A 12,554-nucleotide genomic window follows, 5' to 3' on the forward strand; every position below is an offset into this window, starting at 1 on the left:
CCATGGCGCGTAAAAGTGATCGTGGCGTGGTTTACCGCGAACGGCTGACCAGACTGCTCGCTCGCGGCCCCCGGCGTCCCTCAGAGCTGAGCGGGCGGGCGTTCTTGCGGGTGACTGGCCGCACGTTCCGTGAGTTGCTCGACGATGACTTGACGGACCGTGCGGCGACCCTGACCTATTACGGCATCATGTCCATCTTTCCGGGGATGCTGGTTTTGGTCGCGGGAGTGGGGTTGCTCGGCGACGCGGCCACTCAGTCGGTGGTGGAAGGCATTCGCGAGCTGACCTTCGGGCCGGCCCAGCAGTTCATTCGCGATGGCATCGACCGGCTGCAGGACAACCGCAATGAGGCCGGGATCGTGGCCATCGTGGGTCTGGTGGTCGCGTTCTATTCGGCCAGCGGTTACGTCGGGGCCTTCATCAGGGCGGCCAACGACATCTATGACGTGCCTGAGGGCCGTCCACTGTGGAAAACGTTGCCCCTGCGCCTAATGATCACCGTCGTCACCGGCCTCTTTCTCGCCGTGAGCGTGCTTGCCGTGGTGTTCACCGGCCGGATCGCCGACGCCGCCGGAACCATGCTCGGCATGCAGAAGGGCACGATCCAGACCTTCGACGTCCTGAAGTGGCCGTTCCTGATTCTCGCTTTTGGACTGTTGCTTGCGATGCTCTACTGGGCCGCACCCAACGCGCGCCAAGGCGGCTTCCGCTGGATCACCCCTGGCAGCATTCTGGCCACGCTGCTATGGATCGCGGCTTCGGGAGGATTCGCCTACTACGTGTCGCATTACGGTTCCTACGACCGGATCTACGGCACGCTCGGTGGCGTCATCGTGTTCCTGGTGTGGATGTGGATAACGAACGTAGCCGTCCTTCTCGGCGCGGAGTTCGACGCCGAGCTAGCCCGTGAGCGCGCCATCGCGGCAGGCCTGCCCAAGCACGCCCAGCCCTACTTGCCGCTGCGGGATGTGCCCAGTGAACACATCCCGCAACAGCTGGAGCTAAGCGATATCCCGGCGCTTGAAGCTGGTGAAAGCCAGGAGGGCGAACAAAAGCGCGACGGCTCCTAGGGTGAGGCCGCTTTCGGTCAGGTCAAGGAAGTGCTGTCGGCCATCGATCCGGTCCCAATAGTCGAACCCGCCAACGAGCCATGCGGCGATGTGGCTCGACAGGTACCACGTGTATTCGGAGATCTCTGGGAAAACGATGCTGAGCACGACGCGGGCGCCGCCTTCCCACACCACGATGTAACCCATGAGCGCGCCCAGGGCGGCCGCGGTGTGCCGGCCGATCGTGGCGATGGAGAACGCTACGACACTGCCCACCAAGGTCAGCCCAATAATGCGTAAGGCGAGTTCAGTGAGGTCTTCCCAGAACACATCGGGCAGGTAACCCACCCACCCCGTCGTTGCCGCGATGCCGTAGAACATGCCTACGTAGATGACCGTGAATACCGCTGATATCAGCGTTATCGCCGCGAGGGCGACGCCCAGTTTGGTCCCGAGCACCTTGAGCCGTTCCGGGCGCCACAACAGCAAGTTGGTCATCCCGCCACTGTGTAACTCGGACCCGATGAACGAAGCCGTGACCAGATAGCCAAACAGCGCAAGGAATGCGGCGAGCACGAACATCAGGCCGTTGATGGAGCGCCGGAAGTTGAACGTGCCGTAGATGAAGTCCTCGGTCTCGACATGCGCCGGGTTCAAGTCATCACACCGGCTCGGGGTCAAAACCTCCAGGCAATTCTGGTACTTGATCGTGGTGTCGGCCCGCACGCGGTCGGCCTCTTCACGGGCATACGACCAAGCCTCGGCGGAGGGCGTCTCGGAGGCGGACATGACGGTGAGCACCGTGAGGCCAAAGGCCGCCACGAGCGCGATCATCATCACCATGATGAACCGGCGCGAGAAGAACCGGTTTGCCTCGGTCTTGATTAGTCTCACCGGGTCACCTCGATGTTGATGTCGGGCTGTGGCGCGGCCGAGGCCGGGGGCAGCACGGTGTCGTCCACTTGCAGCGGCTGGCCGGGCACCGGACGGGTGCCGGTCAGGTCGAGGAAGACGCTCTCCAGGTCGGGGGCGAGCGGTGTTAGCTCGGTGAGCCAGATGCCTTGGCGCCCAAGGGTTTCGGTGATCTGTGCCGGATCATCGATGCCGGCCACGATCAGGCTGCCCTCGGCCTCGCGCACGTTGCGGGAGATCGCCCCAAGCGCGGCCTTCGCCTCGTCGAGGGCGGCAGCCCGGACCCGGAACTCACCTTTGTCGTGGCCGGCCAGCACATCGGTGACCGGGCCATGGGTGACGCGGCGTCCCCTGGAGATGATCGTGACCGAGTCGCAGACCTGCTCGATCTCGGACAGCAGGTGGCTGGAGATCAGGACGGTGATGCCCTCGGCCGCCAGCGTGCGCACCAAAACACGCATTTCGTGAATTCCCGCCGGATCCAATCCGTTGGCGGGCTCATCAAGGATCAGGAGACTGGGCTTCTTCAGCAGCGCCGAGGCCACGGCGAGCCGCTGCTTCATGCCCAGTGAATAGCTTTTGACCAGATCTTTGCCCCGGTCGCGCAGGCCAACCGTCGTCAGCACCTCATCAACGCGCGATGCTGGAACGCCGCCAGCCGTCGCCAGCAGGCGCAGCGTCTTGGCGCCGGAGAAGTTGCCGAAGAAGGCGGGACTTTCCACGATCGCCCCGACCCGGTGGGCCACCGTGCGGTAAGCGGAACTGGGCGCGCCCAGGATGCGCATGTCACCCGCGTCCGCCCGGACCAGGCCAAGCAGGCATCGCAGAGTGGTTGTCTTGCCTGAACCATTGGGACCGAGGAACCCGTGCACCTGCCCAGGCTGGACTGACATATTGAAGCCATCCAGCGCAACCTTGGAACCACGGCGAAGGCTGACGAATCGCTTTCGCAGCCCGGTGATTTCGATTACGGCGCTCATCCCGGTCACTTTAAGGGCACCTTGTCCATCTGTGTGTCCCCGCGAAGGCAACCAGTCGGCAGGCCTTCGGCGTTCCTGATGTTGGTGTGTTCGGCAATAGGGAAAGGACGGCACGGTGACGGGCTGGACTGTGCTGTGGCGCGGGGTCAAATACCGGGCGACGCGGTCGTGGGTAGTGCTGCTGCTGGCGGCGGTCGCGACAACGTCGGCGGCGGTTCTGCCGGCCTATGTGCGAGGTGCGCAGCAGTCGATTTTGCGAGACATGATCCAGAGCGCGACCGCGGATCAGACCGCTATGCATGTCACCGTCGCGGCCGGGCCGGGGCAGTTGCAAGCTCCCGGGGTGAAGACCGCTCAAGCCACCGTTGAGTCGGTGATCAAGGGTGAGCCGGAGCTGCATAGCCGGACGAGTGGCTTCACGTCACAGGTCGACGCCCGGCTGCGCTTGCGGGGCAAGGCTCCAGCGACTGTCGTGAATGGACGGTTCGCCTATCGCGACGACTTCTGTGCGCACGTGAGCATCGAAGGCCGGTGCGCGGGTGCTGAGGGCGAAGTCATGGTCAGCGCGCGGACCGCCCAGTTGCATGGGATCAAAGTGGGCGATGAGATCGACCTTGAGGCCGGTCAGGCCGCCGAGATCCAGACCCGCAAGCCCAAGGTGACCGGGCTTTACACGGCCAAGGACACGTCGTCGTCCTATTGGCACGGAACAGGCTTGCTGGCGTTCGGTGCCATTCCCGAGGTGACGCCGAGTGGGTCAGAGATCTTCACGATCGACGCGGTGATGGTGCACGCGCCCCTTGAGGTGGAGAGTTTGCGAGGCGAGCTTCGCCGCAAGGTGACCGCCTGGATCGCCCTCGACGACGTCGATATGAATCAGATGGAGCAGGTTTCCGCGGCGCTGACGGCGTCCGTGGAACGCATCAATGACATGGCGATGCTCGCTGATTCCAGGCTGGCCTTGCTGATCGATCACGCCCGCGTTGATCAGGACGCCATCGCCAGGACTGTCCCCATTGGAGCGGTGCCCTTGCTGGTGCTGGCCCTGTTCGTGCTCATGGTGCTGGTCGCCGCGCTCGCTGAAGAACGCGGCCCGGAAATCGCTTTGGCGAAGCTGCATGGCTATGCCGCCTCGCGCGTGGGGCAATTTGGTCTGGGCGAAGTGCTGTTCCTCATCACCTTGGCGGCGCCGGCTGGCTTGGCGCTCGCGTGGGCCGTGATGCTCGCGGTCAAGCTGCTCTGGTTCGCCGAAGGCACACCGCTTGAACTGATGTGGCAGCCCTTCGCCGCCGTCGCGGCAGCGGTTGTCCTCACTTATCTGTCAGCGATCGCGGCCTCCCGCCGGATCTTCTCGACGCGCATCATTCAGTTGCTGCGCAAGGTTCCGCAGCGCACCACGTGGAAGGCTGGCGCGCTCGAAGGAGCGATCGTCGCCCTCACCTTGGCCGCGCTCGCCGCCGCCGTGCAGGACCGGTCATCTGGCCTCGGGCTCGTCGTCGCACCACTGGTCGCCGTCGTGGGTGGCCTCATCGGCGGGCGGATCCTGAGCTTCCTGTCAAAGACACGTCTTCCCCGCGCCCGGCGGGTGGCTGACGTTTCCGGTCTCCTTGCCTCAGCACAGCTTTCCCGCCGGCCGGGCCGTCAGCGCATCATCGTGGTCATCGCGATCGCGACCTCACTGATGGGCTTCGCCGCGACCGCCTGGGATGTGGCATCACAGGCAAGAGCGGCCGCCGCCAACGGGGAAGTGGGCGCACAGAAGGTTTACCGGGCCACGGCACCGGACGCGCAACGGCTTCTCGCCGCGGTGCAGACCGCCGTTCCGGACGGGTCAGCGATGGCGGTCGCCCGCCGCGAGGAGTACTACGACGGCCGGGTCATCCGGGTCCTTGGCGTGCAGTCAGATCGCCTGGCCGGTGCCGCGACCTGGCTCGGGCACACGAACGCCGATCTGCTGGAAGCGGCCAAGAAACTCAAGCCGCCGGTCGCCGAGCCTTACCTGGTGTCCGGAACGGTGACGGCACAGATCACGGCAGACGGTTTCGCCGGTGTTCCGCTGGAGCTGGAAGCGCAGGTCGAGCTGGAAGGTGGCGGCATCAAGCGGGTCAAGCTGGGGACGCTGAAGACCGGCACACATGACTACAGCGCTGCCGCGCCCTCGGGAACGCTGCTGTCATTTCAGCTTTCGCGGCGGCCAGCCGACTTCGGCAAGACCACCGGCGTGCTCATCCTGCGTTCCCTTAGCTCCAATAGCGGCCCGCTTGTGATCGGTGGAGAGCAACACTGGAGTGCGCCAGTGAACGCTGACGTCAAGGTCGGCCTGCTCGGCACGGACGAGCTGGAAGCCCGGATCGAGTCGCAGGGCAACCGCGATATCCACCTTGGACACTTGCGTACGCCAAAAGCCTTGCCAGCGCTGCTAACCGGATCCGCGCCCGTCCAGCGCGGGCCGGCCGAAACGTGGACGTTCCCCGCGCTGGGAATCCAGCCACAGCTGTTCACCGTGGCCCAGCAGGTGACGGCGTTGCCCGGGGCGGGATCGGGAACGGGCTTCCTCGTCGACCTCGCTTATGCCGCACAGTCCGCTGTGGACAGTGAGGGTCTCGCGCGCGACCAGGTCGCGTTCGAAGTCTGGGCTGGGCCAGACGCTCCCGCTGACTTACGGCAGCGGCTGTCCGCGCAAGGTGTTGAGCTGCAACAGGTGCAGACCCTCACCGCATACGCTGATCAGCTTGGCCGGCGTGCCCCAGCGCTCGCCTTGCGGATCTACGCCCTGGCCGGTCTGGTCGCGGTGTTGCTGTCGCTGGGCATTGTGGTGCTGGTGGCCCGGATCGGTGCCGAGCAAAGGGCCTTTGAGCTCGCCGCCCTGCGGGTGGCAGGTGTCCCCGTGAAATCACTGCGGCGCGCGCTGCGCCGCGAATACCTGACGTTGCTCGGCTGGCCTTCGCTCATTGGCTTCGCCGCTGGCATCGGCAGTTCTTTGTTCATGCTCCCCGCGATTCCCTTGGTGACCGTCGGGGTTACCACCGCGGTGCAATGGCAACCTGCTCCCGGAGCGCTCGCGGCTTTGGCCGCGGCCGCGATCGGCTGCTTGCTTGTCGCACTGCCGGTGTCGGTGCGCTTGGTCCGTGCGGCCAAGCCGGAACTACTCCGTGGTGAGGCGTAGATGACTGTCGTGATGCAACGATCCGTGACCAATCGGGGACCTGAACAGCCGATCGGCGTCACATGCCGCGGGCTGGTGTCGATTTACCGGCTCGAAGGATATGAAGTGGTGGCGCTCGCTGGCGTCGACCTCGACATATCACCGGGCGAATCCGTTGCGCTGCTTGGGCCCTCGGGGTCGGGAAAGTCCACTTTGCTTAGTGTGCTGGCGGGCTTGATGCGTCCGTCGGCGGGCCGTGTGCACGTGGGCGAAACCGACATGGTGAAGGCGACCGAGGCGGAGCTGGCGCAGCTGCGCTCCTCTGACGTCGGGGTGTCGCTGCAGGGCGCGCAACGCAGCCTGTTGCCTTATCTGACCGCGGAGCAAAACGTCGCGTTCGCTCAGCGTGCCGCGGTCGGCCGCGATCTGTTGCCGGTGCGGCACGTTTTGGAACTCGTCGGGCTTCGCGACACGAGCCGCACCAAGCTGGAGCCCAAGCACCTTGCTCCCGGCGAGCGCCAGCGCCTGGCACTGGCTGTCGCGCTCGCCCGCCGGCCCGGGCTGCTCCTAGCCGACGAGCCGACGAGCCAGCTCGACCCGGACGCCCGCGACGAGGTGCTCGATGCCCTGCAAGCCGTCAACGGCACGGGAACGACGGTTATCGTCGTCACCCACGACCCCGATGTCGGCGAGCGCATGGGCCGCACGGTAACCATCCGCGATGGCCGCGTTGGGGCGCAGGGGCGCCGTGGCGAAGAGTTCGCGGTTGTCGGTCGCGACGGCTCGATCCACTTGCCACACGGGCTGCTCGACCGGATGCCCCCGGGCACTCACCTCAGAATCATCGACCAGCCCGACGGCAGTGCCCTGCTAGTCCCGGCCGTTACGGAGAAGCCATGACCATCGAAGCTGACCAGATCACGGTCGCCTACGGTGCCCGCACGGTGCTGAAAGACGTTTCCGCGCATACGTTTTCGGGCAAGGTCCTAGCCGTGACCGGACCGTCCGGTGTGGGCAAGACCACGCTGTTGTGGACGCTCGCGGGGCTTATCCGGCCAAAGAGCGGCGAAGTGCGCGTGAATGGGGAACGTCTCGGCAGTCACGACGAGGCGATCCGGCGGGGTGTCGTGCTGATTCCGCAGAACAACGGGCTGGCCGCGACATTGACCGCTAGCGAGAACGTCCACATTGCACTGATCGCTAACGGCGTACCCCCTGAGGAAGCTGAAGTAAGAACGGCCGATGTCCTGGAGAAACTAGGTCTTAGCGACCAGGCCGATCAGCTCGTTGAGGAATTGTCCGGTGGCCAGCAGCAGCGGACCGCCGTGGCCCGTGGCCTGGCCATGCGGGCCAATGTCCTGCTGGCTGACGAGGTGACAAGCGAGCTGGACGCGGTGAACCGGGAGCGTGTGGTCGACTTGCTGCTCGCTGAAAGCAGGCGGGGAGCGGCAGTGGTGTTCGCCACGCACGACCCTCAAGCGGCCGAGCAATGCCACGCGGAAATACATCTTGACCAGTCGCACCATTAGTATGGCCCGGTGCATCCCGATCTGGTTATCGCCGCTGAACAGGTAAATGTCATCAGGTCCGGCAAGATGCTGTTGCAGGGCATAACGTGGCAGGTCGAGCTCGACGAACGCTGGGTCATCCTCGGGCCCAATGGTGCTGGCAAGACCACTCTGCTCAGCCTTGCCGCCGCGCGCACCCACCCGACCAGCGGGACCGTGCACGTGCTCGGCGAAAAGATCGGCCGGACCGATATGCAGGAGTTGCGTACGCGTGTCGGCTTTTCCACGTCGGCACTGGCTGAACGCATTCCCGGTACCGAGAAAGTCCGTGACGTGGTCCTAACCGCATCGTGGTCGGTCGTCGGCCGGTTCCGCGAGGCGTATGACCAGCTCGACACGTCCCGGGCCGACCGGCTGCTCAGCGACTGGGGCATGGGCTCGCTGGCCGACCGTGAATACGGCACGTTGTCAGAGGGCGAGCGCAAGCGGACGCAGATCGCCCGTGCGCTGATGGTCGATCCGGAGTTGCTGCTGCTCGACGAGCCGGCTGCCGGGCTTGACCTCGGCGGCAGGGAAGACCTCGTTGGCCGGCTCAGCGATCTGGCCCTCGATCCGGATGCCCCGGCGATGGTTCTGGTGACCCATCACGTCGAGGAGATCCCGCCCGGCTTCACGCACGGGATGCTGCTGCGCGAGGGTGCGATCGTGTCGGCGGGACCGTTGCCGCAGGTGATGACGTCTGACAACCTTTCTGCGACCTTCGGCGTGAAGTTGCGCGTGTCCTATGAGGAGGGCCGCTATGCGGCTGTTTCAGCCCGGTGAGACGGTAGTCCGCCGCGAGATCATGCGCGGTGAGCCGTGGTTCGCCTACCCCTCAGTGTGCGTGCGGGATGACGGAGATCAGCTCGTCACGTTCCTGCCTGCGGGAACGCACTTTGGCTTTCCGTCCACGGGCGACTTCCCGGCCGGGGAGCACCCGTGGAAAGCGGCCGGTCACCAGTTCTGGAACGGCCACGGCCTGCTCGCGATCCACTGGGCCGACGTTGACCACGCTGTCTTCGTCTTCTGGCGGGGCGAGAAAAGGGAACGCGACTGCTGGTATTTCAACCTGCAGGACGCTCCACGCCGCACCGAGATCGGCTTCGACACCCTCGATCACGAGCTAGACCTGGTGTGGAAGGCGGGCGCTCCCAGCTGGGAGTGGAAGGACGTCGACGAGTTCGCCGCGACGGGGGAGTCGCGTTACCCCGGCCGGGTGCACGAGATCCAAGCCGAAGGCGATCGTGTAGCCAAAGCGCTCGACGCCGGCGAACGCTGGTGGGACGAAGCGTGGGAGCACTGGACTCCCGATCCGGCCTGGCCCGTTCCCGTCCTCCCGGCGAACTGGCAGGACGTCCCCTTCACCGTTCGCTAAGAGTCCCGATATAGGCGTCAACCATGGTGGTCAGGCGCGACGGTGGGAAAGCAGCTGGGTCGAAGAGGGCCTGGACCACCAGGCCGTGGGCGAAGGCCGCGGCTGTCGCCACCGCATCGTCCACATTGGTCTGCGCGGGCAACTCACCCTTGGCGACGGCATCCACGATGTGCGGCCGGAGCATGCCGCGCCACCGGTCATAGCGCCAGCGCTCCGCCTCGGACAGTTCCTCATCGGCCAGCGCGGCGTCCCAGAAGCTGACCCACACCCGGCTCATCGCGACCGCGGCGGGCGTCATCGGCATGACATCGAGCAGGGCTGACCGCAGGGCTTGCAGGCCCGTGCCGCTGATGGGGAGCCGGTCGCGCGTATCCGTGTGCGCGTGGGCCAGCGACAGAGCGTGCCGGATTAGGGCCTGCTTGCTCGGAAAGTAGTGCGTGACCAGGCCGGTCGACGCCCCCATCTGGGCGGCGACGGCGCGCATCGTGAGACCGCCAAAGCCTTTCGCGGCGAGCACCTCCCACACCGCGGCCGAAACGTCCTGGCGGCGGGCATCGTGGTCACCTTTGGCGGGCATGGTGTTAGAGTACATAACAAACGTTTGGTACGCACGCGGAGGCCATGATGCTCAGCTATCCCCTCACCGAAACAGCCGAACTCAGAGCGCTGGAGCCGTGGCGTGCTGAGGAGTTCGCCGCGTTCATCGCCGGCAACCGGGAACATCTGGCGCAGTGGCTGCCCTGGGCGGCGAGACTGACCGATGTCGAGATGACCCGGGCGTGGCTCCAGCGCTATGCCGAGGATCTGGCGGCCGACGGTGGCCGCATCTATGGCATCTGGCAAGACGATGTCATGGTCGGCGGCACGCTCTATCGCGTGTTCGAGCCGCGTTTCCAGGCCTGTGAGATCGGCGTTTGGCTTGCGCCACAAGCACAAGGACAGGGTCTCATCACGAAGGCGGCGCAACGCATGATCGACTGGGCGGTCCGGGAACGGGGCATGAACCGGGTCGAGTGGCGGGTGGCCAATGGAAACGACCGCAGCATCGCGGTGGCCAAACGGCTCGGCATGCGCCTCGACGGTGTGCTCCGGGAAGCCTTTCCCTACAACGGAATCAACCACGACATTCAGGTGTGGTCGATCCTCGCCAGCGAGGTCAGCTGACGCTCGTGGCCGGGATAACGGTGCGGTCCGGTCAGTTCCACCCGCACCGTGTGCCGGATGTCGCGGCTCGAAGCGCCAAACCACAGCTGAATCTCGCCCGGCTCGACGACGCGGCGCCCGTCGCGCCCGGTGAAGGACGCCAGATCGGCGTGGAACATAAAGCTCACGCGCGCACTGCGTCCCGGCTCGAGCGGGACGCGGGCATAACCGGTCAGCCGCGCCACGGGCCGCGTCACGCTCGCCACGGGATCGTGCAGGTAAAGCTGCACGATTTCCGTGCCAGCGCGCTCGCCGGTGTTGCGGATCGTCACTCCACATTGGAGGGAGCCGTCGGTCGCGCACTCCAATTCGCTTACGTCGCCTTCCCAGGCGAAAGTCGTGTAGGACAACCCGTGCCCGAAGACAAACAGCGGCGCCGGGTCGACGGAGCTAACATCGCTCGTGTGCCCCAGCACCGGGCTCAGATAGGTGAACGGTTGCGCCCCAGCGGTTTTCGGTATGCTCACCGGCAGCCGGCCGGAGGGATTGGCTTGCCCGGTCAGGACATCGGCGACCGCGGGCCCGCCCTCCTCGCCCGGGAAGAAAGCCTGAACGATGGCCGAAACCCGGTCGGCATAAGCGCCGACGGCATAGGGCCTTCCAGACAACAAGACCAACACTATGGGGGTACTAAGTGAGCACACCCGGGCCAGGAATTCCTCCTGAACACCCGGCAGGCTCAGGTCACTGACGTCGCAACCTTCCCCTGACGTCCCGTTGCCGAAAAGCCCCGCGTGATCGCCGAGCACCACAACGCACACGTCGGCGTCTCGTGCCAAGTCGAAAGCCTCCTCAAAACGGTCCGTCTCGCTGCCGGTCACGGTGCACCCCGGCGCGGAGTTCACCGCTGGCAACCGTTCCCGCAACGCGTCAGCCAGCGTGGGGATGACAACGCCCGGCTCCTCAAGGCGCAGATGCCGCGGAAACGTATAGCAGCCAAGCATTCCGTTGTGATCGTCAGCCAGTGGCCCGATGACAGCAACGCGCGCGTGTGGCGACAACGGCAACGTCCCGTCATTCGACAACAGCACGATGGACTCGGCCGCCAATCGCCTTGCCACCTCCCGGTTCCGCGCACTATCCAGCTCAATCGGTGCGGCGCTAACGGGAGCCGTTGCGGGCGAAGCCAAGCGGTGCGGGGCTCCGGCCGCGGGCGCAGGAGCGAGGCGAGCGTCGAGCAGGCCGAGTTCGCACTTTTGCAGCAGCACACGGCGGCAGGCGCGGTCGATGAGGTCTTCGCTGACCGTTCCCGATTCCACCAGTGCCAGCAACGGATCGCTGTAGCAGTGCACGCTTGGCAGTTCGACGTCGACTCCCGCGGTGAGAGCCTGTGCCGCGGCGTCGCCCAGGCTGGCGGCCACCTTGTGCAGCGTGTGCAGGAACGCGACCCCGAAGTAGTCGGCGACAACGGTTCCTTCGAACCCCCACTCGCCCCGCAAGAGGTCCGTCAGCAAGGACACATCAGCCGCCGCTGGCACACCGTCGATCTCGGTGTAAGCGTGCATCACCGACTTGGCCTGGCCGTCACGGACCGCCATCTCAAACGGGAGCAGCATGACGTCACGGAACTCCCGCTGGCCCATGCTCACCGGAGCGAAGTTGCGCCCGGCGCGCGAAGCCGAGTACCCGGCGAAATGTTTAAGCGTGGCAATGATTCCAGCTGATTGCAGCCCGCGGACATAGGCGGTCGCGATGGTCGCGGTTAGGTAGGGATCTTCGCCGATCGTCTCCTCGGCGCGCCCCCAGCGGGCATCCCGCACGACGTCGAGCACGGGCGCGAGTCCTTGGTGGACACCGCAGCGTCGCATGTCTTCGCCGATGAGCCGCGCGGCTTCGCCGACGAGGCCGGGATCGAAGGTCGCGCCCCACGCCAATGGCGCCGGGTAGATCGTGGCGCCCAGCGCGGCGAGGCCGTTGAGACATTCCTCGTGCGCGATGGCCGGAATGCCGAACCGGCTCGCCTTGACGATGGCGTCCTGAAGCTCGGCGAGCTTTCTCGCCCCATCGCCCGCGCTGATCGGTGCCGTGCCGAGGATCCGGGTCAGCTGGCCCAGCCCGGCCGAGATTTGCTTTTGCCAGTCCACTTCGGACACTAGCTCGTGCTGAAGCGGGGCGACGTCGTGACTGGACGCCGAGCCGGCGAGCCAGATGCTGGTGAGCTGTGCGGCCTTCTCGGCCAGGGTCATTTGCCGCATCAAATCATCGACGCGGGCAGCAGCAGGCTGAGCCGGGTCGCGCCACAGGGGTGTCACCAAAGCATCCTTCCGAGAGTCCAGGAGGGAGTTCCGGAATTTTTCCGGTAGTTTCTCGAACGGTAAAGCGCCCGGGGGCAGCGGTCAAGCG

Annotated in this window: 11 protein-coding genes; 7 read left to right on the top strand and 4 right to left on the bottom strand. The window is 65.6% G+C overall.

Annotated features, from left to right (window positions below):
- Positions 1-2 precede the first annotated feature (2 nt).
- Complete coding sequence (locus A3E1_RS0123480) at positions 3-1,070, top strand: YihY/virulence factor BrkB family protein (RefSeq protein WP_020523231.1); 1,068 nt, start codon at positions 3-5, stop codon at positions 1,068-1,070.
- Here A3E1_RS0123480 and A3E1_RS45015 read toward each other — a convergent pair.
- Both A3E1_RS45015 and A3E1_RS0123490 read right to left on the bottom strand, forming a co-directional pair.
- Positions 1,002-1,943 carry an ABC transporter permease subunit gene (locus A3E1_RS45015; protein ID WP_020523232.1) on the bottom strand — a complete coding sequence of 314 codons (942 nt, stop codon included), beginning with the start codon at positions 1,941-1,943 and terminating at the stop codon, positions 1,002-1,004. The two genes, A3E1_RS0123480 and A3E1_RS45015, sit on opposite strands and share 69 nt — an antisense overlap.
- A complete protein-coding gene (locus A3E1_RS0123490; RefSeq protein ID WP_020523233.1) occupies positions 1,940-2,941 on the bottom strand; it encodes an ATP-binding cassette domain-containing protein in 1,002 nt (333 codons plus the stop codon). The genes A3E1_RS45015 and A3E1_RS0123490 overlap by 4 nt, the downstream gene beginning before the upstream one ends.
- Before the next feature lie 115 nt (positions 2,942-3,056).
- On the opposite strand from A3E1_RS0123490, the gene A3E1_RS0123495 reads away from it, so the two are divergent.
- From A3E1_RS0123495 to A3E1_RS0123515, 5 genes are read left to right on the top strand one after another with little or no spacing between them, the layout of a single operon-like run.
- Positions 3,057-6,107, top strand: coding sequence for an FtsX-like permease family protein (locus A3E1_RS0123495; protein ID WP_020523234.1), 3,051 nt, complete (start codon positions 3,057-3,059; stop codon positions 6,105-6,107).
- Complete coding sequence (locus A3E1_RS0123500; protein WP_020523235.1) at positions 6,108-6,986, top strand: ABC transporter ATP-binding protein; 879 nt, start codon at positions 6,108-6,110, stop codon at positions 6,984-6,986.
- Positions 6,983-7,615, top strand: a complete 633-nt coding sequence (locus A3E1_RS0123505; RefSeq protein ID WP_020523236.1) for an ABC transporter ATP-binding protein — start codon at positions 6,983-6,985, stop codon at positions 7,613-7,615. The genes A3E1_RS0123500 and A3E1_RS0123505 overlap by 4 nt, the downstream gene beginning before the upstream one ends.
- 9 nt (positions 7,616-7,624) lie before the next feature.
- Positions 7,625-8,416 (top strand): ABC transporter ATP-binding protein, encoded by a 792-nt coding sequence (locus tag A3E1_RS0123510; RefSeq protein WP_020523237.1) that lies wholly within the window; start codon positions 7,625-7,627, stop codon positions 8,414-8,416.
- Positions 8,394-9,008, top strand: coding sequence for a DUF402 domain-containing protein (locus tag A3E1_RS0123515; protein WP_020523238.1), 615 nt, complete (start codon positions 8,394-8,396; stop codon positions 9,006-9,008). The genes A3E1_RS0123510 and A3E1_RS0123515 overlap by 23 nt, the downstream gene beginning before the upstream one ends.
- Here the strand turns inward: A3E1_RS0123515 and A3E1_RS0123520 are convergent.
- Positions 8,995-9,585, bottom strand: a complete 591-nt coding sequence (locus A3E1_RS0123520) for a TetR/AcrR family transcriptional regulator (RefSeq protein ID WP_040391683.1) — start codon at positions 9,583-9,585, stop codon at positions 8,995-8,997. The two genes, A3E1_RS0123515 and A3E1_RS0123520, sit on opposite strands and share 14 nt — an antisense overlap.
- Positions 9,586-9,632: 47 nt before the next feature.
- On the opposite strand from A3E1_RS0123520, the gene A3E1_RS0123525 reads away from it, so the two are divergent.
- The gene (locus A3E1_RS0123525) at positions 9,633-10,172 is read left to right on the top strand and encodes a GNAT family N-acetyltransferase (protein WP_026208755.1); all 540 of its coding nucleotides are present in this window, start codon (positions 9,633-9,635) and stop codon (positions 10,170-10,172) included.
- Here the strand turns inward: A3E1_RS0123525 and A3E1_RS0123530 are convergent.
- Positions 10,136-12,463 carry a beta-xylosidase/alpha-l-arabinosidase gene (locus A3E1_RS0123530; RefSeq protein WP_020523241.1) on the bottom strand — a complete coding sequence of 776 codons (2,328 nt, stop codon included), beginning with the start codon at positions 12,461-12,463 and terminating at the stop codon, positions 10,136-10,138. The two genes, A3E1_RS0123525 and A3E1_RS0123530, sit on opposite strands and share 37 nt — an antisense overlap.
- Between the last annotated feature and the right edge of the window lie 91 nt (positions 12,464-12,554).

Origin of the sequence: Catelliglobosispora koreensis DSM 44566, assembly GCF_000379685.1 — a bacterium.
Lineage (GTDB): Bacteria > Actinomycetota > Actinomycetes > Mycobacteriales > Micromonosporaceae > Catelliglobosispora > Catelliglobosispora koreensis.

Coding starts and splice junctions, on each gene's coding strand:
- A3E1_RS0123480 (WP_020523231.1), top strand. CDS start 3: ATGGCGCGTAAAAGTGATCGTGGCGTGGTTTACCGCGAACGGCTGACC.
- A3E1_RS0123490 (WP_020523233.1), bottom strand. CDS start 2,941: ATGAGCGCCGTAATCGAAATCACCGGGCTGCGAAAGCGATTCGTCAGC.
- A3E1_RS0123500 (WP_020523235.1), top strand. CDS start 6,108: ATGACTGTCGTGATGCAACGATCCGTGACCAATCGGGGACCTGAACAG.
- A3E1_RS0123505 (WP_020523236.1), top strand. CDS start 6,983: ATGACCATCGAAGCTGACCAGATCACGGTCGCCTACGGTGCCCGCACG.
- A3E1_RS0123515 (WP_020523238.1), top strand. CDS start 8,394: ATGCGGCTGTTTCAGCCCGGTGAGACGGTAGTCCGCCGCGAGATCATG.
- A3E1_RS0123520 (WP_040391683.1), bottom strand. CDS start 9,585: ATGCCCGCCAAAGGTGACCACGATGCCCGCCGCCAGGACGTTTCGGCC.
- A3E1_RS0123525 (WP_026208755.1), top strand. CDS start 9,633: ATGCTCAGCTATCCCCTCACCGAAACAGCCGAACTCAGAGCGCTGGAG.